Annotated in this window: 10 protein-coding genes; 3 read left to right on the forward strand and 7 right to left on the reverse strand. The window is 68.2% G+C overall.

Annotated features, from left to right (window positions below):
• Positions 1–175: 175 nt before the first annotated feature.
• Entirely contained in the window at positions 176–12,703 is a 12,528-nt protein-coding gene (locus tag ACZ9C1_RS03515) for a filamentous haemagglutinin family protein (RefSeq protein WP_476253597.1), read from the forward strand.
• A gap of 27 nt (positions 12,704–12,730) precedes the next feature.
• Here ACZ9C1_RS03515 and ACZ9C1_RS03520 read toward each other — a convergent pair whose 3' ends face one another.
• The 5 genes from ACZ9C1_RS03520 to ribBA all read right to left on the reverse strand — a co-directional run bounded on the left by ACZ9C1_RS03520 (position 12,731) and on the right by ribBA (position 18,090).
• Positions 12,731–13,879: an ABC transporter ATP-binding protein gene (locus tag ACZ9C1_RS03520; RefSeq protein WP_214501841.1), complete on the reverse strand. Its 1,149-nt coding sequence runs from the start codon at positions 13,877–13,879 to the stop codon at positions 12,731–12,733.
• 19 nt (positions 13,880–13,898) lie between these two features.
• Complete coding sequence (locus tag ACZ9C1_RS03525) at positions 13,899–14,705, reverse strand: ABC transporter permease (RefSeq protein ID WP_110701623.1); 807 nt, start codon at positions 14,703–14,705, stop codon at positions 13,899–13,901.
• 6 nt (positions 14,706–14,711) lie between these two features.
• The gene (locus ACZ9C1_RS03530) at positions 14,712–15,629 is read right to left on the reverse strand and encodes an ABC transporter permease (protein ID WP_038705891.1); all 918 of its coding nucleotides are present in this window, start codon (positions 15,627–15,629) and stop codon (positions 14,712–14,714) included.
• Entirely contained in the window at positions 15,626–16,651 is a 1,026-nt protein-coding gene (locus ACZ9C1_RS03535; protein ID WP_476253598.1) for an ABC transporter substrate-binding protein, read from the reverse strand. The genes ACZ9C1_RS03530 and ACZ9C1_RS03535 overlap by 4 nt, the downstream gene beginning before the upstream one ends.
• A 326-nt stretch (positions 16,652–16,977) precedes the next feature.
• Positions 16,978–18,090 (reverse strand): bifunctional 3,4-dihydroxy-2-butanone-4-phosphate synthase/GTP cyclohydrolase II, encoded by a 1,113-nt coding sequence (gene ribBA / locus ACZ9C1_RS03540; protein WP_110701627.1) that lies wholly within the window; start codon positions 18,088–18,090, stop codon positions 16,978–16,980.
• A gap of 78 nt (positions 18,091–18,168) precedes the next feature.
• On the opposite strand from ribBA, the gene ACZ9C1_RS03545 reads away from it, so the two are divergent.
• A complete protein-coding gene (locus ACZ9C1_RS03545) occupies positions 18,169–18,462 on the forward strand; it encodes a DUF1330 domain-containing protein (protein ID WP_457378352.1) in 294 nt (97 codons plus the stop codon).
• On the opposite strand, the gene ACZ9C1_RS03550 is transcribed toward ACZ9C1_RS03545, so the two are convergent.
• Positions 18,463–19,551 (reverse strand): TerC family protein, encoded by a 1,089-nt coding sequence (locus ACZ9C1_RS03550; RefSeq protein ID WP_232968116.1) that lies wholly within the window; start codon positions 19,549–19,551, stop codon positions 18,463–18,465.
• Positions 19,552–19,854: 303 nt separating this feature from the next.
• Between ACZ9C1_RS03550 and ACZ9C1_RS03555 the strand changes: the two genes are divergently transcribed.
• Positions 19,855–22,089 (forward strand): TonB-dependent siderophore receptor, encoded by a 2,235-nt coding sequence (locus tag ACZ9C1_RS03555; protein ID WP_457378354.1) that lies wholly within the window; start codon positions 19,855–19,857, stop codon positions 22,087–22,089.
• A 36-nt stretch (positions 22,090–22,125) separates the two neighbouring features.
• Here ACZ9C1_RS03555 and gspI read toward each other — a convergent pair whose 3' ends face one another.
• Positions 22,126–22,506 carry a type II secretion system minor pseudopilin GspI gene (gspI, locus tag ACZ9C1_RS03560; protein WP_110701631.1) on the reverse strand — a complete coding sequence of 127 codons (381 nt, stop codon included), beginning with the start codon at positions 22,504–22,506 and terminating at the stop codon, positions 22,126–22,128.
• Positions 22,507–22,629 lie beyond the last annotated feature (123 nt).

Here is a 22,629-nt window from a genome sequence, read left to right on the forward strand (position 1 = left end):
GGACAACCGACGGTGGCCGGCACGGCACCGTCGGTTTTCGCGTGTGCGCGTACCCCAGGCAGATGAACTTTGCATGACAAAGCTTCGGTCCGCGCCCGGGCCGACTGCCTTATGGCAAAGCGGCATCACGGCCGCACCGACCTGCCTTCCATGACCCTGCACAAGGAACCCTGCAATGTCGCGCGGCCAGCACCAGCCAGACCTACCCGCCACCGTCGCCCGCCGGCGTCGCCAGCCTGCAGGCCACGCGCCGATGCTGCTCAAGCCCTTGGCCCAGGCCATCGCACTGTTGTTGCTGTCCGGCACGGCCCAGGCCGCGCAGCCGTTCAGCTCGGCCTGGTTCGCGGCCAAGGGCGCCGCGCCCGCAGCCGGTGGCGGCGCGGCAGCGGGCCACGTGCAACTGCCCGGCGCGCCACCTCCGCTGGCCCAGCAGCAGCGCCTGCAGCAGCGGTTCCAGCGCTCCCTGGGCAACCTCGACAACACCGTGTCCGCCATCGCCGCGCAGCAGGCGGCGCAGGCCGCCGGCCGCACCCTGGCGCAGGTGCAGCCGCAGACCGTGCCCAACGGCCTGGGCGAGGGCGGCCTGAAGGTCGACGAGAACCCGCTGACCAAGGGCTGGCAGAACGCCAAGGCGCCGCAGCAGAGCCAGGTGGGCGGCAAGACCCAGGTGCTGATCGAACAGACCGCCGACAAGGCGATCCTCAACTGGGAAACCTTCAACGTTGGCCGCGACACCACGGTCAAGTTCGACCAGCAGGCGCAGTGGGCGGTACTCAACCGGGTCAACGACCCCAACGCCCGGCCGAGCCAGATCCACGGCCAGATCGAGGCCCAGGGCACGGTGATGCTGCTCAACCGCAACGGCGTGGTATTCAACGGCAGCAGCCAGGTCAACGTGCGCAACCTGGTGGCGGCGGCGGCGCAGGTCAGCGACGAGCAGTTCCGCGAACGCGGGCTGTATGTCGACAGCAACGGCAGCCAGGCCACCTTCACCCAGGCCGGCGGCAAGGTCGTGGTGCAACGGGGCGCGCAACTGCAGACCCGCGCCCCAGCCACCTCCACCGAAGGCGGCGGGTATGTGCTGCTGCTGGGCAGCGAGGTGAACAACGAAGGCCAGATCATCACGCCCCAGGGCCAGGCAACGCTTGCCGCCGGTGACGACTTCTACATCCGCCGGGGCAGGGGCACCCAGGCCAACGCCTTCTCCACCACCCGCGGCAATGAGGTCGCCAGCAGCCTTAAGCCCGGCAGCAGCGCCGGCAACGTGGTCAACAACGGACTGATCCAGGCGGCGGGCGGTGATATCACCCTGACCGGCCATGCCGTGCGCCAGGATGGCGTGGCCCTTGCCAGCACCGCGGTGGACCGGCGCGGCAGCATCCACCTGCTCAACTCGGCCAGCGACACCAGCGGCACGGTCAGTTTCGGCAAGGGCAGCGTCACCGCCGTGCTGCTCGACGACAGTCAGGCCCTGGACAGCCAGCGCGAGGCCTCGCGGCAGGGGGTGGATGGGGTCAGCGGCAACAATGCCACGGGCCGCTTCGACAACCTGAGCAAGGTCATCGACCGCCCCGAGCAGTCGCGGGTGGAGGTGGTCAGCGGTGGCACCGTGCATTTCCAGGAAGGCGCCCTGACCCTGGCCACCGGTGGCCAGGTGGCCGTCAGCGCCGGGCTGCGCAGCCTGGTGGACGATGGCGCGCGCATCGACGTGGCCGGGGCCCTCGGGGTCAAGGTCGCCATGGAAAGCAATGTCATCAAGATCAACGTGCAGGGCAACGAACAGCGCGACGCGGCCGGCAACCGTGACAAGGGCGGCCTGATCAACCGCGATGTGTGGGTGGACGTGCGTGAGCTGGTGCATGTGGAAAAGGGCGTCAACGGCTACGCCAGCGAGCGCTGGTACACCGCCGGTGGCCTGCTCGAGGTGGGCGGCTACCTGGGCACGCGCAACCACAGCGTCGGCGAGTGGATGGCCCAGGGCGGCACGGTGACCTTCACCGGCCAGGACCTGGTGACCCGCGCCGGCGCCGAGATCAACTTGTCTGGCGGCACCCTGGCGGTGCAGGACGGCTACATCCGCCAGAGCTGGCTGCGCGGTGAGGACGGCCGCCTTTACGAACTGTCGAAGGCCCCGGGCGACCTGCTCTACACCGGCCTGTACAACGGCTACGAGGCGCACAGCGCGCGCTGGGACCAGACCCGCACCTTCTACAACCCGCTGATTGCCCCCGGCCAGCGTTACGAGCAGGGTTATACCGTGGGCCGCGACGCCGGCAGCCTGGTGGTGGCGACCCAGAGCGCGCTGCTCGACGGCCAGTTGCTCGGCCAGACCTGGCAGGACGAGCGCCAGGTGCAGGCGCCGGTACGCGGGCGCGACGGCTATCGCCAGGTGCACACCGCCCGGGCCCAGGGCGCGCAACTGGTGCTCGGCCAACAGCTGCCCGGCTACCTCAGCGACGCCAAGGAGCTCGGCTTCAGCCTGACCCCGGTCATGCAGCAGGTGCTGATACGCCAGGGCGCCGGGGGGCAGAGCGCCGACGTCGGCCTGCAGGCACCGTTGGACGAGCAGCGCCGTGGCCAGCTGGCACTCGACAGCGACTGGCTCAACGGCCTGGAACTGGGAGGCCTTAGCGTTGCCGCCCAGCGGCGCATCGAGGTCGATGATGCCGTGCGTCTGGCCGATGGCGGCAGCCTGACCCTCTATGCCCCGCAGGTCCAGGTTAATGCCGACCTGACCGCCAAGGGCGGGCAGATGGTCCTGGGCGATGTGCTCCGTCAGCGTGTTCTCGCCAGCCTGCAGGACCAGGCGCTGGCCACCCCGGCAGGGCTGCGCGCGCAGGTCGGCGTGGCCGCCGGGGCGCGCCTGGATGTCAGCGGTCTGCGCAGTGAGGGCACCGACACGGGTGAGCGCGCCTGGCGCAACGGTGGCAGCCTGAGCCTGCGCAGCAGCGGCGATGTGCTGCTGGACAACGGCAGCGTGCTGGACGTATCCGGCGGTGTGGTACGCCGCGAGGGCAACCGCCTGCTCGGTGGCAGTGGCGGCAACCTGACCTTGCAGAGTAGCGCGCTGGACAACAGCGGCACCGGGCGCATGCGCCTCGATGGCGAGCTGCGCGGCTACGGCAGCAGTGGCGCAGGCACCCTGACCGTGGCCGCCGAGCGGGTGAGTGTGGGGGGCAGCGGGCAGGGCGAGACCGGCGTGCACCTGGCCGAAGATTTCTTCAACCGTGGTTTCGCTCATTACGCCATCACCGGCAACCATGGCCTGAGTGTGGCCGCTGGCAGCCGTATCGACGTCACCCGGCCGGTGGAGCAACTCGACGCCAGCCGGCCGCTCGGCGATCCGGCGCTGATCGGGTTGGCGCCGCTGTTGGCGCAGAACGCGGTGGCCGGCAAGCTGGAACCGCGCGCCGGCGCGAGCCTGGCCCTGGCGGCGGGTGATAGCCGCTTCGACCAGGCGAGCCGTGAAGCGGCGGTGCTCGAGGTCGGGCGCGGCGCGACGATCAGCGTCGACCCCTTGCAGTCGATCAGCCTGACCAGCACCGCGCAGTTGAACCTGAACGGTACCCTCAATGCCTGGGGCGGCAGTGTCAGCCTGCTGCAGCAATGGTTGCCGACCATGGACTCCGGCGTGACGGAAGGGGCGCATCAGCGCTCGATCCGCCTGGGTGACCAGGCCCTGATCGATGTGTCCGGGCGGGCGTTCACCGCGCTGGATGCGCAAGGTCGCCGTTATGGTCGGGTCGACGATGGCGGCAGCATTGTCATTGGCGGGCAGATCGACCATGACCAGGGCATCAGCAACGGCGCCTACCTGTTCCTGGACATGGCCGAGGGCGCTCGCCTGCGCGCCGATGGTGCCCAGGCCACGCTGGATATCCGTGGCCAGGGGCCGCTGGCCATGGCCAGCAACGGCGGGCGCATCAGCCTGGCGTCGAGCCACGGGCTGCGCCTGAACGGCAGCTTCAGCGCCGCTTCCGGTGGTCTTGGTGCCGCAGGCGGCAGCCTGGAGGTGGCGCTGGATAGCGGTCTCTACCTCAACGGTAGCCTGGTCGACGCCGTCAAGGCACCACGCGAGCTGGTGCTCGGCCAAGGCGCGGCCAATGCCGAGCAAGGGCCGCTGCGCTATGGCCAGGGGCAGCTCGACGTTGCTCAGGTTGCTGCGGGGGGCTTCGACAGCTTGTCGCTGCTCAGCGATGGTGTAGTGGCCTTCGAGGGTGACCTGGACCTGCGCATGGCCCGTAGCCTGCAGCTGTACACCGGCTCGCTGGTGCTGGCCCAGAGCAGTGCCGGCGATGCCCGTGTGCACTTGCAGGCGCCCTATGTGCGGCTTGCCGGCAGCAACCATCGCAGCGCCGACCAGGCGACCCGGCCGACCCTCAAGGGCGGGCTGTCGACGCAAGACAGCGCGGCGCTGTTGCAGGTCGACGCCCACCTTCTGGACCTGCGCGATGCCGTGACCTTGGGCGCCCATGGCAGCCTGGCGCTGGCCGCCGGTGGTTCATTGGACTTCGACCGCCGTGGTTTTGCCTTGGGCAGCCTGCGCAGCCAGGGCGACCTGCGGGTGCTGGGCAAGGTTGGCGAGGGCACCGACAGGACCCTGCTGCGCAGCAATGCCGACCTGGAGCTGCTCGCTGCCCAGGTCTATCCGACCACGGGCGCCTTCGGCCAGATCGAGACGGCCAGCGACGCCACCTTGCGCATCGGCAGGGCTGGGCAAGGCACGCCCGACCAGCCGTTCTCGGTGTTTGGCCGGTTGGCGCTGATCGCCGGCAAGGTCGAGCAGGGCGGGGTGCTGCGCGCGCCCCTCGGCGGGCTGTCGCTGGGGCTGGAGGCGGGCGGCACCAAGTCCGTCACCCTGCTGCCGGGCAGCATCACCTCGGTCAGCGCGGCAGGGCTGGTCATGCCCTACGGCGGGACGGTGGATGGCCTGAGCTACCTGTTCGCAGGCCTGGCGGTGAAGCTGCTGGGCGCGGCGGGCGACAGCCTGTATGGGGTATCGCTCAACGGCAAGTCCATCGACATCCGCCAGGACGCGCTGATCGACCTGTCCGGAGGCGGCACGCTGACCGGCGCCGGCTTCGTCTCCGGGCGTGGCGGCTCCACCGACGCCCGCTACCATCCGCTGATGCAACTCGATGGCGAGGGCCGCCTGGTCCTGCCCACGCTGGGCAGCAACCCGGTCTACGCCATTGTGCCGAGCTTCACCGGCCCTTACGCGCCGGTGACCGGCGAGGCCGGCGTGACGGCGCCGGGGATCGGCCAGCAGATCACCCTGGATGGCAGCGTTCCAGGCCTGGCGGCGGGCACCTACACCTTGCTGCCGGCCAGCTTTGCGCTGCTGCCGGGGGCGTTCAGGGTCGAGCTCAATGGCCTGGCCATGGCCGGGGGCAGCGCTGCCAGCCTGGCGATGCGCAACGGCTCCTGGACTACCACGGGCAGCCTGTCGGTGGCCAACACCGGTATCCGCCAGCCGCTGTCGAGCCAGGTGATCCTGACCTCGGGCGACGTGTTGCGGCGCTATTCGCAGTACAACGAAACCTCCTACGCCGCCTTCGCCCGTGCCGATGCCTCGGCCAAGGGCGTGCCGCGCGCGGCGATCGAGGCCGATGGCAAGTGGCTGAACCTGCGGGTGCAGGGCAACAACGAGGCCGCCAGTACCTTGCGCGTCGCCGGCCGGGTGAACTTCGCCGCCGCCGAAGGCGGTCATGCCGGCAGCGCGGCAGTGTTCGGCGCCCGCGGCCTTGAGGTGGTGGCCGATGGTGGCGCCGGCCAGGCCAGCGGCGAGAACATCGCGGTGCTGTCGGCCCGCGAGCTCAATGCCTTGCAGGCACCCCGGCTGACCTTGGGCGGCCGCGCCAACGTACTCTACGGCCAGGGCGGCAACCAGATGACCTTCCTCGAAGGCACCAGCGATATCTGGCTGCGTTCGGGGGCGGTGCTGCAGGCCGGTGAAGTGTTCCTGACCAACAACGACCCGCGTGGCAGCATCGTCGTCGAGCAGGGGGCCGGGATCGTCACCCTTGGCCGAGGCGCGGTGCCTTTCGATGCCGATGACGGCTACTTCATCAACAGCAACGGCCGTGCCTTGCTGGCGGTGTCCAACGGCCGGCTGGATGTGGTGTCGTCGCAGTTCACCAGCAGCTGGTCGCCGGGCTCCATCCTCATTGGCGGTTGCAGCACCGGCGGTTGCCAGGGCACCACCCGGCTGTACTCGGAAGGCTCGTTGTTCGCCGCCACCGACAAGACCTTCAGTCTCGATGACGGGGTAGCCTTCGGGACCCGGCACCTGGGCCTGGCGGTCGGGCGGATCAACGTCGGCAGCGCCGACGCGCTGGCTCGCGCCCTGGCGGACGGCGCGCTGGCTCGCGCCCTGGCGGACGGCGTGCTGGGCCAGGGCCTGACCCTCAACCAGCAGGTGCTCGACCGTCTGCTGCAGGGCAGCCCGGCCGAGGCTGTGCCGGCACTGGAGACCCTGACCCTGGCGGCGTCCGACTCGCTGAACTTCTTCGGCACCACGGCGCTCGACACCTTCGACCCGGTCACCGGCAAGAACCGCCTGCAGGCGCTGGTGCTCGGCGTGCCGGCCATTTATGGCCATGGCCAGGCCGGCGACCAGGCGACCATTCGCACCGAACGGCTGATCTGGAGCGGTGCGCGCAACGCCGCGGGCGCGCCGATCGCGGGCGGGGCCGGCAGTGGCGATGGCCTGCTGGCAATCCGCGTCAAGGACCTGGAGTTCGGTTACGGCGCCAACAGCCAGCCCGATGGCAGCGCCGACATGGCGCGCCAGACCCTGGGCTTCAGCCGCGTGGAACTGCACGCCAGCCACCAGGTGAGCGCCAACCACAAGGGCAGCCTGCTGGTCCACCACCGCCGTGGTGACTACCAGGCCGACGGTAGCTTCGCCTACAGCGGCGGTGACCTGCTGGTGGACACACCGCTGTGGACCGGCAGCGCCGGCTCGCTCAATCGTATCGAGGCCGGTAACACCCTGCGCGTGCAGGGCGGCGGTGGCACCCTGGCCAGCGGTCGTCAGGCCCTGGGCGCCGAGCTGAGCCTGAAGGCGCGGCAACTGCTGGTCGATGGCACCTTCAGCCTGCCCAGCGGCCGCCTGACCCTGCAGGCGCTGGACGACCTGCGCCTGGGTGACGCCGCACGGCTGGACCTGGCCGGGCGCACCCTGACCTTCAATGATGTGACCCAGTACAGCTGGGGCGGCGAGCTGGTGCTCGGCAGCCAGTTCGGCAACATTCACCAGGCCGCCGGCGCGCTGATCGACCTCAGTGCCCGCAGCAACCGCGCCGGGCGGCTGACGGCCATTGCTCTGGGCGAGCAGGGTGGGCGCATCGAACTGCTCGGCCAGATCCTCGGCGCGGCCAGTGGCCGTTACGACGCCGCCGGCACGCAGGTCCCGTACGCGGGCGGGGTGGTCGATATCCGCGCCCGGCAACTGGACGACTTTGCCGGCCTCAACCAGCGCCTGAACCGCGACCAGGTGTTCGGTGCGCGCAGCTTCCAGATCAAGCAGGGTGACCTGGTGATCGGCGATGAGCTCAAGGCCCAGCAGATCAACCTGTCGCTGGACAACGGGCAGCTCACGGTCAACGGCCATGTCGATGCCAGCGGCGAGCAGGTCGGCAGCATCCGCCTGGCTGCCAATCGAGGCCTGACCCTGGGCGCCGGGGCCTTGCTTGACGCCCATGGCAGTGTGCTGCGGGTCGACAGCTACGGCGCGATCATCGATGCGCCCAACCGCGCCGTGGTCGAGCTCAGCAGTGGCCAGGGCCAGTTGACCTTGGCCAGCGGCGCACGCATCGACCTGCGCCACGGCACCGCCTCCGGGCAGGGCGATGGCCGCCAGCGCGGCACCCTGGAGCTGATCGCCCCGCGCCTGGGCAGCGATACGGCGGGCGATATCGCCATCGACGTGCGTGGCCCAGTGGACATTCTCGGCGCGCGCACCATCGCCGTGGTCGGCAACCAGCGCTACACCGACGCGGCGCCGGGCGGCACTTCGGCCAGTGGCCGGCCGATCCAGGTCATCGACCAGGACTACTTGACCCGCAAGCACGACCAGAGTGTGCTGTTCATCGACAACCTGCTGCGCAACCGCGCCCTGCTCGACGTGCGCCTGGCCGGGCTGAACAACGCCCGCTACGCCCAGGCCCTGCACCTGCGCCCGGGTGTGGAGATCGCCACGGTCGATACCGGCACCGACCTGGTGGTGCAGGGTGACCTGGACCTGTCCGGCCATCGCTACGCCAGCCTCAACCCGCTGACGCCGAAGACTGCCGTTCACGGTTCGGGCGAGGTGGGCAACCTGGTGCTGCGCGCCGGCGGCAACCTGGAGGTGTATGGCAGCATCAGCGACGGTTTCATGCCGCTGGACCTGGCCAGCGACGAAGCGCGCATGGACGGCAAGGGCTGGTTGCTGCTGCCCGGCAAGCAGCCGTTCGACAGCGACCTGGTGATCCCGCGCAGCGGCGTCGAGCTGGCCGAGGGCACGCAGTTCCCCGAAGGCAGCCTGCTCAATTTCGACCTGCCGTTCGCCGCCACCACCTTGCCGGCCAACCTGCGCCTGCCCAGCGCCATGAGCCTGTCGGTGCCGCTGAGCCTGCCCGCGGGCACGGTACTCGAGGCCGCGATACGCGACGCTGGCGGCAACCTGTTGTACGCCGCCGGCACGCTGCTGCGCGAGGCGGTCACCCTGGGCATGGGTACGCGCCTGGACGCCGGCAGCCGCCTGCCGGTCAGCGTGGCCGTGCAGGGCGGTATCTGGAGCAAGGGCATCGCCCTGCCCAGTGGCGGCCTTACCCAAGGCAGCGCGCTTACCCTGGCCGTTGGCTCGCGGCTGCCGGCGGGCACCGATGTCAAGCTCGCCGCAGGCGTCGACCTGATCGAGCTGCGCCCCGCAAGCAATGGCCAGCAGGGGCGCAACTGGGCGCTGGCGCAGATGTTGCCGGCAGGCTCGCAGTCGTGGTCGATGCGCCTGGTGGCCGGCGCCGACCTGGACGCCGCCGACAGCCGCATCACCCGCGCCGACACCGATGCCGGCGTGCTGCGCCTGGCCGACCTGCACTACATCGCGCAGCAGAAGCGCAGCGGTGGCGGGGCTGGCGGCACCGGCATGGTCTGGGGGCCGGACAACACCTACGGCATGGAGCCCGGTACCCCGGTAGCCCCCGAGGACCTGGCGCTGTGCGACATCGCCGGTTGGTGCGAGCCGGCGGTGAAGACCATCAAGGTGTGGGGCCCCGACAACACCTACGGCATGGAGCCGGGCACGCCGGTGGCGCCCGAGGACCTGGTGTTGTGCGACATCGCCGGCTGGTGCGTGGACCAGACGCTGGGGGGCAAGAAAATCTGGGTCTGGGGGCCGGACAACACCTATGGCATGGAGCCCGGCACCCCGGTGGCCGACGCCGACATGGAGTTGTGCTCGATCCCCGGCTGGTGCGTGGAGATCGACGCGCCGACCGAGCCCGAGCGTATCGAGGTCACGCCGCACACCCTGATGTTCAGCGTGTTGCGCACCGGTACCGGCGACCTTGACCTGCTCAGTGCCGGCGACTGGCGCATGGACTCGCTGTTCGGTGTCTACACCGCCGGCACCCAGGCGCCGTCGCTGTGGCGCGACGGCGTCGATCCGCACCAGCTCGCCCGTGGCCGGCTGGCCGACGGCAGCGTGCTCGGCAGCGCCGGCGCGCCCTATGAGGCGCTGACCGAAAGCCTGTACCGCGCCTGGTATCCGGAGCAGGGCGGCAACCTGCGGATCGCGGCCGGGGGCGATCTTGCCGGCAACCTGGTGGCGAGCAAGACCGGCGGCGCCCTCTCCAGGCCGCAAGTGGCATCGGCCGCGGTGGGCAACTGGCTGTGGCGCCAGGGCCAGACCAGTGCCGATACCCCGGCGGCGTGGTGGGTCAACTTCGGCACCTTCGCCCAGCAGCCCCAGGCCTCGGTGGCCGAACCTTGGCTGGTGGGCTTCACCGGCATCGGCACCCTGGGGGGTGGCAACCTGGACGTCGGCGTGGGTGGCTCGGCCGGCCTGTTGCAGGCCAGCAATACCGCGGGCGTCGAGGCCGAGCGCAGCCAGGGCCTGAACCTGGTGGTCGGCGGCAGCGGCCGGATCGCCGAGGATGGTCGCCTGGTGCAGACCGGCGGCGGCGACCTGAACCTGCGGGTGGCCGGTGGCATCAACCCGGCGTCCGCGGCACTGGAGATGGCGCGGGTCACCCCCGACCTGGGCGGCACGCTGGTCAACCTGCGGGGTGCGCTGAATGTCCAGGCGGGCAGCGTCGGGGTGGTCAGGCAGGTGTATGGCAGCAGCTTCGCCTTCAATGACAGCAGCGAGTCGCGCGCCTACGACCCGTATACCTCGACCAAGGCCGCGGCGCTGGGGGGGCTGACGCTCATGCCTGGTGATGCCGCGGTGCGCCTGAACAGCCGCGGCGACCTGGTCGTGCAGGGTGTCGGTGACCCGGGCCGGGTGCCGCAGTTCAACATGACCGGCTTCCTCGGCGACAACGGTGTGCGCTATGCCGGGCAGGGCAACAGCTGGTTCTCGTTGTGGCGCGAGACCACCGCCGTGGACATGCTCGCCCTGGGCGGCAATGTCACGCCGGTGAACTTCGATGAGCTGCGTCCGGGCCGTAACCTGCCGCTCTACGGTGGCCGCCTGTTCTACCCGACGGCGCTGCGGGTGACGGCGGCCAACGGCAGCCTGTACTACGGCAGTTCGGCCAGCGAGCGTGGCATCGCCACCTCCGCCTATTCGTTGATGACCGCACCTTCGGCGCGCAGCGCTTTGCAACTGATCGCCGGTGAGTCGATCTACGCCGGCGGCTATGTGATCAGCCAGTCGGGCACCGACACCTCGGCCATCGCCACGCCGCAACGGCCGGCAATGCTTGGCCAGGACTTCTCGTACGTGTACCAGGCCAGCAACCTGAGCGCGGATATCGCCGCGAGCCTGGATGCGTCGCCGCTGTTCACCTATGGCCTGAACACCTACAAGGCCGGGTCGCGGCCGCAGACACCCGCGCGCTTCTATGCCCTGGCCGGGGACATCGTCGGCTTGAACACCGGCGAGATCATCGAGTACCAGCAGACCGGGCTCAAGCTGTATCAGGGCGCGGGGCCGGTGCGGGTGATGGCCGGGCGCGACATCGTCAACGCCGGCAAGGCGCTGGGCGTCGAGCGCTTCGGCGCGCCGGGCATGGTGGCGGGGGACCAGGGTAACGTCTATTCCTCGGGCAACCTGGTTATCCATGGCGATGCCCTGGATGTCTCGCTGATCAGCGCCGGGCGCGACATTCGCCTGAGCACCTTCAATGTTGCCGGGCCCGGCCAGCTGGAGGTGGTCGCCGGGCGCAACCTGTTCCAGTCCGGCCAGGGCGTGGGCTCGGCTTACCAGGAGGCGGCGATCAACAGTATCGGCCGGGTCGATGGCAGTGGTGGCGGCAACGATGGCGCGGCTATCGCCATCGTCGTCGGCGCCGGCAAGGCCGGCCCGGACTACCAGCGTCTGCTCGAGCGCTACCTCGGTGCGGAGCAGCCCGTCGACAGCGGCCAGGCGGACAACGTGTTCAAGCGCTATGACCTGGAGCTGCAGGCCTGGCTGCGCGAACGCTTCGGCTTCAGCGGCGACAGCGCCGACAGCCGCGCCTACTTTGCCGCCTTGCCCGCCGAGCAGCAGCGCATCTTCGCCCGCCAGGTCTACTTCAGCGAGCTGCGTGAAGGCGGGCGCGAGTACAACGACGTCAACGGCCCGCGTACCGGCAGCTACCTGCGCGGTCGCCAGGCGATCGCCGCGTTGTTCCCGGACAAGGACGTGGCCGGCAATCCGATCCGCTACGACGGCAGCGCCACCGTCTACGGCGGCGCGGGCATCCACACCGATTTCGGCGGCGGCATCCAGGTGCTGACCCCAGGTGGCCAGCAGGTGTTCGGCATCGAGGGCGAAGCGCCGCCGTCCACCGCCGGGGTGATCACCCAGGGCAGCGGTGACATCCAGCTGTACTCCCAGGGCAGCATCCTGCTCGGCCAGAGCCGGATCATGACCACCTTCGGCGGCTCGATCCTCGGCTGGTCGGCCCAGGGCGACATCAACGCCGGCCGCGGCTCGAAGACCACCGTGGTGTACACGCCGCCCAAGCGCACCTACGACCTGTGGGGTAACGTCGGCCTGGCGCCGAGCGTGCCGAGCACCGGTGCTGGCATTGCCACGCTCAACCCGATTGCCGAGGTGGCGCCGGGGGATATCGACCTGATCGCACCGTTGGGCACCATCGATGCCGGCGAGGCGGGGATCCGCGTGTCGGGCAACGTCAACATCGCCGCGCTGCAGGTGGTCAACGCTGCCAACATCCAGGTGCAGGGCGATGCCAAGGGCATGCCGGTGGTGGCCGCGGTGAATACCGGGGCGATTGCTTCGGCCAGCGCCGCGGCGTCGTCGGCGAGCCAGGCGGCCGAGGAGGCGGGCCGCCAGCAACAGGCCGCGTCGCGTCAGCGCCAGCCATCGGTGATCACCGTGCAGGTGCTGGGCTTCGGTGGCGAGCGGCTGGTGCCGGGGCAGGACGGGGCGAGCCTTAATCCGCAGTACAACCGCCAGAGCCCGGTGCAGGTGCTGGGCGCGGGGGCGCTGGATGAGCGGGCCAAGGCGCAATTGACCGAGGAGGAGCGGGGCAACCTGTTGCTGTGAGGGGCCGCGCCGCGGCCCCTGGTTGGCTCAATGTGCCCCGGCGCCCTTGCTCAGGTCGCTCTCGGCCCAGTCGGTGTAGATGCACGCATCCGCTACGGCCCAGCGCACCCTGACCTGGTCGCCCGGCTGCATGGGCATGCCCGCAGCGGACAGCGCCTTGACCGTCAGCGCCGTGCCGCCCTGGGTGACCACATGGCAGGTCTGGCTTTCGCCGAGGAACAGCAACTCGGCGACCGTGGCGCTGACTTCGTTCCAGCCTGCCGGCAAGGGTTCGCGCGCGGCCTGCTCGACGGTCAGCGCCTGGGCCTTCTCCGGGCGCACCATGATCAACGCTTCCTGGGCGTTGGCCAGGCCCGGGGTCAGGCGCACCGCCACCGGCTGGCCCTCGAAGTGTCCGCCGCCGTTGCCGCTGGCAGTGAAACGCAGGAAGTTGGAGTTGCCCAGGAACGAGGCGACGAAGGCATTCGGCGGGTTCTGGTAGAGGTCGTAGCCGGTGCCCAGGCCGACGATGCGGCCATGGCTGAAGATGGCGATGCGCTGGGACAGGCGCATCGCCTCTTCCTGGTCGTGGGTCACGTAGACGATGGTGATGCCCAGGCGCCGGTGCAGCTGGCGCAGTTCGTCCTGCAGGTCTTCGCGCAGCTTCTTGTCCAGCGCGCCGAGTGGCTCGTCCATCAGCAGGATGCGCGGCTCGTACACCAGCGCCCGGGCGATCGCCACGCGCTGCTGCTGGCCGCCGGACATCTGCGAGGGCTTGCGGTGGGCGAAGGGTTCCAGGCGTACCAGCTTGAGCATGGCCTCCACGCGCTTGCGGGTCTCGTCGGCGCCGAGTTTGCGGATGGCCAGGGGGAAGCCGATGTTGTCGCGCACGTTCAGGTGCGGGAACAGCGAGTAGCGCTGGAACACCATGCCGATGTCGCGCTTGTGCGGCGGCACGTTGACCAGCGACTGGCCGTCAACCAGGATCTCGCCGCTGCTGGGCGTCTCGAAGCCGGCCAGCATCGACAGGGTGGTGGACTTGCCCGAGCCGCTGGAGCCGAGGAAGGTGAGGAACTCGCCGTCCTGGATCTCAAGGTCCAGGTTGTCCACGGCGGTGAAGTCGCCGTAGTGCTTGTTCAGGCCGCGCAGGCTGACCAGGGTCTGGTTGCGCGTATCGTCTTTGATCACTGCACTCATTGTCATTGTCTCCAGGCAGTCAGGCGTTTTCGGCGCGCCGGCGCAGGGCGGCGGCAATGAACATCACAAGCAGGGACAGGCCGATCAGTAGCGTCGAGGCCACCGCGATCACCGGGCTCAGGTCCTGGCGCAGGGTGGTCCACATCTTCACCGGCAGGGTCTGCAGGTCGGGGCTCGCCATCATCACGCTCAGCACCACCTCGTCCCACGACACCAGGAAGGCGAACAGGCCGCCGGCGATCATCCCCGGGCGGATCGCCGGGAAGGTCACCTTGACGATCGCCTGCAGGCGCGAGGCGCCGCAGATCACCGCGGCGTCCTCGATGGATTGGTCGAACAGCTTGAGCGAGTTGATGATCGAGATGATGGTGAAGGGCAGGGCGACGATCACGTGGCTGACCACGAAGGCGAACAAGGTGCCGGTGTAGCCCAGCTTGAGGAACAGCGCGTACACCGCCACGGCGATGATCACCAGGGGCACGATCATCGGCATGGTGAACAGCCCGTACAGCAGCTCGCGGCCCGGGAAGCGACCGCGCACCAGGGCAAAGGCAGTGGGCAGGCCGAGAGCCACGGCGGCGAAGGTGGTGAGCAGCGCCACCTTGAGGCTGGCCAGCGCCGCATCCATCCACTCGGGGTTGGCGAAGAACTGCGCGTACCACTTCAAGGTCCAGCCCGGTGGCGGGAACACCAGCCACTGCGACGAGCCGAACGACAGCAGGATGATGAACACCACCGGCAGCAGCAGGAAGGCAGCGATCAGCCCGGTGGTCAGGTACAGCCCGGTGCGCAGTGGGCGACCCATGGCATTGGGGGAAAGCAGCATGGCGGTTTACCTCGCGTTGCCGACCGGGGACTCCGGCTGCAGCTTCAGGTACAGGTAGAAGAGCACCAGGGTGATCACCACCAGCAGCGCGGCGGCGGCGCTGGCCAGGCCCCAGTTGAGGAACGACTGAACCTGCTGGATGATGAATTCGGGCAGCATCATGTTCTGCGCGCCGCCGAGCAGGGCCGGGGTAACGTAGTAACCGAGCGACATCACGAACACCATCAGCGCGCCGGAGAACAGCCCCGAGCGGCACAGCGGCAGGAACACCTTCCAGAAGTTGGTCCAGGGGCTGGCGCCGCAGATCGAGCCGGCCTGCAGCACCATCGGGTCGATGGCGTGCATGGTCGCCTGCAACGGCAGGACGATGAACGGGATCATGATGTAGCTCATGCCGATCACCACGCCGGTGAGGTTATGCACCATCTCCAGCGGGGCGTCGATGATGCCCATGGCCATCAACGCCTTGTTGATCACCCCTGAGCTCTGCAGCAGCACCAGCCATGAGTAGGTGCGCGCCAGCAGGCTGGTCCACATCGACAGCAGCACGATGTTCAGCAGCCAGCGGCCCCAGCCCTTGGGCACCAGGGTGATCGCCCAGGCCAGCGGGAAGCCCAGCAGCACGCTGATCAGGGTGACCAGGCCGGCCACCGAGAAGGTGTTGAACAGCACCCGGGCATAGGCCGAGTTGGCGAACAGCTGCGCATAGTTGCCAAGGCCCGGCTCGGGCTCCAGCACCCCGCGCAGCAGCAGGCCGACCAGCGGGGCGAAGAAGAACAGGCCGAGGAACAGCAGCGCCGGCAGCAGGTTGCGGCTGCCGCGCCAGCGTTGGCTGATGGGCGGGCGACGCTCGGCCGCCCCGGGCGCGCCGGTGCCGCTGGGGGCACCTTGCGCGTTGTGCAGGGCATTGATGGCGACTTTCATTTGACCAGCCACTCATTCCAGCGGGCGGCGATGGCCTGGCCGTTCTTCGCCCAGTAGGCGAAGTCCAGGGTCACCTGGTCCTGGGCGTAGGCAGTCGGCAGGTTCGGCGCCAGGTCTTTGTCGAGCTTGGCCACGCTGTCGACGTTGACCGGGGCGTAGGCGGTCTTGTTGGCGAACTCGGCCTGGCCTTCGGCGCTGCTGGCGTTGGCCAGGAACTTCATGGCCGCGTCCTTGTTCTTCGCGCCTTTGGGGATGACCAGGAAATCGGCCATGACCAGGTTCTGCTTCCAGCTCACGCCGACCGGCGCGCCGTCCTGCTGCAAGGCATACACGCGGCCGTTCCAGAACTGCCCGAGCGAGGCTTCACCCGAGGCCAGCAGTTGCTGCGACTGGGCGCCGCCGCCCCACCAGACGATGTCCTTCTTGATGGTGTCGAGCTTCTTGAAGGCGCGGTCCAGGTCCAGCGGGTAGAGCTTGTCTGGCGCCACGCCGTCGGCCAGCAGGGCCAGTTCGAGCACGCCGGGGCTGGGCCACTTGTACAGGGCGCGCTTGCCGGGGTAGGTCTTGGTGTCGAACAGGGCGGACCAGTCCACCGGTTTGTTGGCGCCGAGCTTGCCCTCGTTGTAGCCGAGCACGAAGGAGAAGAAGAACGAGCCGACGCCATGGTCGGAGACGAAGCGCGGGTCGATCTTGTCGCGCTGGATCTGCTTGAAATCGAGGGGTTCGAGCAGGCCTTCGCTGGCGGCGCGCAGGGCGAAGTCGGCTTCGACATCGACCACGTCCCACTGCACGTTGCCGCTTTCGACCATGGCCTTGAGCTTGCCGTAGTCGGTGGGGCCGTCCTGCACCACCTTGATGCCGGACGCCTTGCTGAAGGGGTCGGCCCATGCGGCCTTCTGCGCATCCTGGGTGGTCCCGCCCCAGCTGACGAAGTTCAGGCTGTCGGCCGCCTGGGTGGCCTGGCAGGCCAGGGTCAGCAGGCTGGCGGACAGCACTGCGGTTACTCGTTTGCTCAACAGCATGGTTACGCCCTCGTTGCTTTTGTTATTCGAGGCGGGCTTCTGTCGCCCGCCAATCATGTTCGGGGAGCAGCGTCAAACGGGTGGAGCGTGGCCGTCATGTCAGTGTAGGTGCGGCCGGCAGAATCAAGGTCTACGGAATGTCATATTATGGTATTCCAAGCTTTTCGCAAGAGGTCGGCGCTGACCGGCCATCACTCCGCGTGGCGACAGGGCCGTTTTGCGGCCCATCGCCGGCAAGCCGGCTCCGACAGATACGGCGCGGGTCTCAGGAATTGCGAGGTCCCTGGGGGAGCCCGCTGACAGGCAGTGCTTGCAGCCCCGTGAAATCAATTGCCCTCGAACGGAATGCTCTGCACCACCTCCAGCTCGTACCCGGCCAGCCCGGCGTACTTGAGTGGCGGCCCCAGGTGGCGCAGCTTGCCCACGCCCAGGTCCTGGAGAATCTGCGCGCCGGTGCCGACCTCCGAGTAGACCTTCGACTGGCCACGCTGGTAGGGCCGGGCCGGCTGAGTCAGTTGCGGCACGCGTTCGAGCAGGGCCTGGGAGGATTCATGGTTGGCCAGGATCACCACCACCCCGGCACCTTCCTCGGCGACCTTCTGCAGCGCCGCCCACAGCGTCCAGTTGGCCGGGCCTGCGTACTCGGCGCCAACCAGGTCGCGCAGCGGGTCGATCACATGCACGCGCACCAGGGTGGGCTGCTCGCGGCGGATCTCGCCCATGACCATGGCCATGTGCACGCCGCCTTCGATGCGGTCTTCGTAGGTGACCAGGCGGAAGTTGCCGTGCACCGTGGGCAATGCGCGTTCACCGATGCGCTTGATGGTCTGCTCGGTGCTCAGCCGATAGTGGATCAGGTCGGCGATGGTGCCGATCTTGATGCCATGCCGGGCGGCGAACACTTCCAGGTCGGGCCGGCGGGCCATGCTGCCGTCGTCATTGAGCACCTCGACGATCACCGATGCCGGGCTGAAGCCTGCCAGGCGGGCCAGGTCGCAACCGGCCTCGGTGTGCCCGGCGCGGGTCAGCACGCCGCCTTCGCGGGCACGCAAGGGGAAGATGTGGCCGGGCTGTACCAGGTCTTCGGGGCGGGCGTCGGCGGCCATGGCCGCGGCCACCGTGCGTGCCCGGTCGGCGGCGGAAATGCCGGTGGTCACACCGCTGGCGGCTTCGATCGAGACGGTGAAAGCGGTACCGAACACGCTGGCGTTGCTTGGCACCATCTGCTCCAGGCCCAGGCGCTGGCAGTGCTCATCGGTGAGGGTCAGGCAGATCAGGCCACGCGCCTCGCGGGCCATGAAGTTGATGGCCTGGGCGTCGCAGCGCTCGGCGGCGATCAGCAGGTCGCCTTCGTTTTCCCGGTCCTCGTCGTCCACCAGCAGGACCATCCGGCCCTGGCGGTAGTCGTCGAGGAGTTCTTCGATGTTGTTGAAGGCCATGTTGCACGCTCATACTGGTCAGGAAAGTTTTATGGTATACCATAATACGATAATGACCATGCAACCGGAGCGCGACGAATGAAGGCCTACTGGATCGCCCATGTGGACGTCACCGACCCCGAGCAATACCTGCAATACACCCAGCGCGCCCCGGCGGCGTTCGTCGCCTTTGGCGGGCGCTTCCTGGCCCGGGGCGGGCGCAGCGAGGCGCTGGAGGGGCGGGCGACGCCGCAGCGCAGCGTGGTGGTCGAGTTCGATTCCTATGAGCAGGCCGTGGCCTGCTATCGCTCGGACCTGTACCAGGAGGCCTGCCGCCATCGCCAGGGGGCGGCGATGGCTCAGGTGATCATCGTCGAGGGGCTCGTGCCCTGATCAGACCCGCAGGTGCGGGCCTTTCTTCTCGGCAATGTTGTCGGCGGCAATGGCGGTCGGCTTGTTTTCTGTGGGCAGTGGTTCGTCCTGTGCTGGTTGTTGTTCGGCCGGTTGCTGCTGATTGCGTGTGCGCAGCAACGACAGCAGCACGCCGCCGAGCAACAGCCCGAACGTGACCCCCAGCGAAATGCCGGCCGGCACCTTGCCCACCAGCCCGTGCCAGAAGATCTTGCAGCCGATGAAGATCAGCACCAACGCCAGCGCGTACTTGAGGTAGACGAAGCGGTGCATCAGTGCCGCCAGGGCGAAGTACAGCGAGCGCAAGCCGAGGATGGCGAAGATGTTCGAGGTGTAGACGATGAACGGGTCCTGGGTGATGGCGAAGATCGCCGGCACGCTGTCGACGGCGAACACCAGGTCGGCCAGCTCGATCAGCACCAGGGCCAGGAACAGCGGTGTGGCATAGCGGATGGCGCGGTCCGTTCCCGGCGGCGTGAGATGGACGAAGAAGTGCCGGCCATGCAGCTGGTCGGTCACCCGCATGTGCCGGCGCACGAAGCGCAGCACCGGGTTGTTGGCCAGGTCCGGGTGGGCATCATCCTTGGACAGCGCCATCTTCACTCCGGTGAACAGCAGGAAGGCGCCGAAGATATACAGCACCCAGGCGAAGTGCTGTACCAGCGCGGCGCCCACGCCGATCATGATCGCCCGCAGCACCACCACCCCGAGGATGCCCCAGAACAGCACGCGGTGCTGATAGCGGCGGGGGATGGCGAAGAAGCTGAAGATCATCGCCATGACGAACACGTTGTCCATCGACAACGACTGCTCGACCAGGAAACCGGTGTAGAACTCCAGCGCCGGCTGCGCCCCGAGTTCATACCAGACCCATACGCCGAACAGCACGCCGACGCTGAAGTAGCCCGAATACAGCAGCAGGCTTTCGCGCATCTCGATCTCGCGGTCCTGGCGGTGCAGCACACCGAGGTCGAGGACCAGCAAGGCGATGACGATGGTGATGAAGACCAGCCACAACCAGGCGCTGGTACCGAGAAAAGGCGTGAAAAGAAAAGTGTGCAGAGCTGTCATGAGCCCCTCCTTGATTGTCGACGTTGCATGGCAACAGTGATTCCGACATGGCGGCGCAAACCGTCAGAGGGGCCCGGCATCACATGCCATTGAGCCTAGTCGCGTTCGCCGGGGTTGCCGAATGGCAGGCTGTTACATTTCTTTGCCTGGATCCAATCAATGCGAAATATTCGCAATTGTAAAAAATTCGTAAAAACCCTAGGATGCGCCTCAGCCGTCGCTGAACGGGCGCACAACCACAACAATCGCCAGTGATTAGCCCCACCTGCATCAAGCAGACACAACAACTAGGGGTCGACAAGCGTGCAACGACAGCACTCTCTGAACACGGTTCAAAGGGCAGGGAACGCCACCACCGTCCGCCAGCGCCATCCGCTGGCACTGGCCATCCTCGCGGCAAGCCTCGCCGCGCCGGCCGGCCCGGCCTGGGCCGAAGCCGCCAGCGGCAAGGGCACCCTGGAGCTGGGCGCCACCGCCATCACCGATACCGCGCTGGGCGAGACCACCGAAGGCAGCGGGTCCTACACCACCGGCGCCAGCCGCACCGCCACGCGCATGGCCTTGTCGCCACGGCAAACGCCGCAGTCGGTCACGGTCATCACCCGCCAGCAGATGGATGACCAGAACCTCACCAGCATCAGCGATGTGCTGGGCAAGACGCCTGGCGTCACCGTCACCAAGCTCGACAGCAACCGCGCCAGTTTCAAGGCCCGTGGCTTCGACATCGACAACTTCCAGGTCGATGGCATCCCGGCGGCCTTCCGCTTCGGCAATGGCATCGACCAGACCGACCTGGTGATCTACGACCGGGTCGAGGTGCTGCGTGGCGCCACGGGCCTGCTCAGTGGCTTCGGCAGCCCGTCGGCGACCGTCAATCTGGTGCGCAAGCGGCCGACCCGCGAGTTGTCCGGCTATGTATCGCTCGGCGCCGGCAGTTGGGACACCTACCGTGGCGAGTTCGACATCGGCGGCGCGCTGACACCGGACGGCAATGTGCGCGGGCGCCTGGTCACGGCCTACGAGGACGGCCAGTCGTTCATGGACAACCTGTCCGAGAAGAAACAGGTGATGTACGGCATCGTCGAGGCCGACCTCAGCGATGACACCTTGCTCAGCGTCGGCCTGAGCCGCCAGAGCAACCGCCCGGAAGGTTCGTCCTGGGGGCCGTCGACACCTTTGCTGGACAGCCAGGGCAACCGCTTTGGCATGTCGCGCTCGTTCAACCCCGGGGCCAAGTGGAGTGCCTGGGACAACACCGCCGACAACCTGTTCGTCACCCTCGAGCAGCGCCTGGCCAACGACTGGACGCTCAAGGCCTCGGCCACTCGCAGCGAGACCGATGCGCCGATGCGCCTGGGTTCGGCTGCCAGTGGCTACCCCGATGCCGCCACGGGAGCCGGCATGGGCGTGTGGCTGGGCCGCTACCGCTACCAGACCGACCAGAACGCCTACGACCTGTACGCCAGTGGCCCGTTCCAGTTGCTGGGGCGTGAGCACGAATTGGTAGCGGGTATTTCCCACCGCGACGTGCGCGCCCATGAAAGCAACTGGCCGTTCCTTTTCGGTGGCGCCAACATCTACCAGTGGCGCGGCGAGTTCAGCGAACCCGACTGGGGGCGTCCGCTGTCGAAGGTCGATACCCGTGTGCAGGAAGACGCGGCCTACCTGACCGGCCGCTTCAAGCCCACCGACAAACTGTCGGTGATCCTCGGTGGTCGCCTGTCCAACTGGCAGCTCGACAGCACCCGCCTGGACACCACCAGCGGCCAGCGCAGCAAGACCCAGGACCTGGAAGAGAACGGCGTGGTCGTACCCTATGCCGGCGTGGTCTATGACCTGGACGACAGCTGGTCGGTGTATGGCAGCTACACCAGCATCTTCAAGCCGCACGAGACCGAGCAGGACGCCAACGGCAAGATGATCGAGCCGGAGGAGGGCGACGCCTATGAGCTGGGCCTGAAGGGCGAGTTCTACGACGGGCGTCTCAACGCCAGCCTGGCGCTGTTCGAGGTACGCCAGGACAACCTCGCTGAACTCGACCGCACCGACCCGGCCACCAACCGTGGCATCTACCGGGCGATCCAGGGCGCCAAGACCCGTGGCTTCGAGCTGGAAGTGGCGGGCGAGCTGACCCCGGACTGGCATGTGCAGGGTGGCTTCACCCACCGTATCACCCGCGATGGCGAGGGCGACAAGATCTCCACCATCGAGCCGGAGAACCTGCTGCGCCTGTCCACCACCTACCGCCTGCCGGGGGTGTGGAACAAGCTTACCGTCGGCGGCTCGGCCAACTGGCAGAGCAAGATCTGGAAGGACCTGGACAGCCCGGTGGCGGCGGGCGAGACCATCCGCTACACCCAGTCGAACTACCTGACCCTGGATGCGCTGGCGCGGTACCAGGTGACCGAGCAGTTGTCGGTGACCCTCAACGGCAACAACCTCACCGACAAGAAGTACTTTAACAACCTGGGCTTCTACAACGGCGGTTACTACGGTGACCCACGCAACTTCATGCTGACCACGCGCTACGCGTTCTGAGGGTACCCGCCACGGGGGAGCGGGCACGCCCGCTTCTTACGTGGAGGGCGCAGCCTCGGCGCCCCCGAGCAACGTCTGCAACCGCGCCAGCGCCGGCCCTTCATGCTGGCGGTCGAACACCTGCAGCGACACCTCCAGCAGCCCTTGCCGCGAGCGCGACACGCGCTGCTCGCAGCGCAAGCGCAGGCGGCCCTGGTCGCATTCGAACTGCCTGACGCCTGGCCTGGCGCTGCCTTCCAGGCGCAGTTCGGCCAGGCGTCCCTGGGCGGCGAGCAAGGCCAGCGCCTTGTCGCGCAACAGCCCGTTCCCCTGGGTCATCAAGCCGCTGGCGCGCACTGCGGCGGCCATGGCCACCGCCACGATGGTCAACGCCACCAGCACTTCGATCAGGGTGAAACCATCCTCGGTGGCACGCACAGGGCACCTTTCGCGCAAGGCAAAGCAGCACTGTAGAGCGGCCCGATGACGCTTTGACGACGTCGACTCCCGAGCTTTTTCAATATCCGTGACATACCGCCTTGCCACAATCGGCCCCCGATT

It is taken from the genome of Pseudomonas sp. TE21435 (genome assembly GCF_056279265.1).

Excerpts from the sequence above, each read along its gene's own strand:
- ACZ9C1_RS03520 (WP_214501841.1), bottom strand. The coding sequence starts at position 13,879 with ATGAGTGCAGTGATCAAAGACGATACGCGCAACCAGACCCTGGTCAGC.
- ACZ9C1_RS03530 (WP_038705891.1), bottom strand. The coding sequence starts at position 15,629 with ATGAAAGTCGCCATCAATGCCCTGCACAACGCGCAAGGTGCCCCCAGC.
- ACZ9C1_RS03545 (WP_457378352.1), top strand. The coding sequence starts at position 18,169 with ATGAAGGCCTACTGGATCGCCCATGTGGACGTCACCGACCCCGAGCAA.
- ACZ9C1_RS03515 (WP_476253597.1), top strand. The coding sequence starts at position 176 with ATGTCGCGCGGCCAGCACCAGCCAGACCTACCCGCCACCGTCGCCCGC.
- ribBA (WP_110701627.1), bottom strand. The coding sequence starts at position 18,090 with ATGGCCTTCAACAACATCGAAGAACTCCTCGACGACTACCGCCAGGGC.
- ACZ9C1_RS03535 (WP_476253598.1), bottom strand. The coding sequence starts at position 16,651 with ATGCTGTTGAGCAAACGAGTAACCGCAGTGCTGTCCGCCAGCCTGCTG.
- ACZ9C1_RS03525 (WP_110701623.1), bottom strand. The coding sequence starts at position 14,705 with ATGCTGCTTTCCCCCAATGCCATGGGTCGCCCACTGCGCACCGGGCTG.
- ACZ9C1_RS03550 (WP_232968116.1), bottom strand. The coding sequence starts at position 19,551 with ATGACAGCTCTGCACACTTTTCTTTTCACGCCTTTTCTCGGTACCAGC.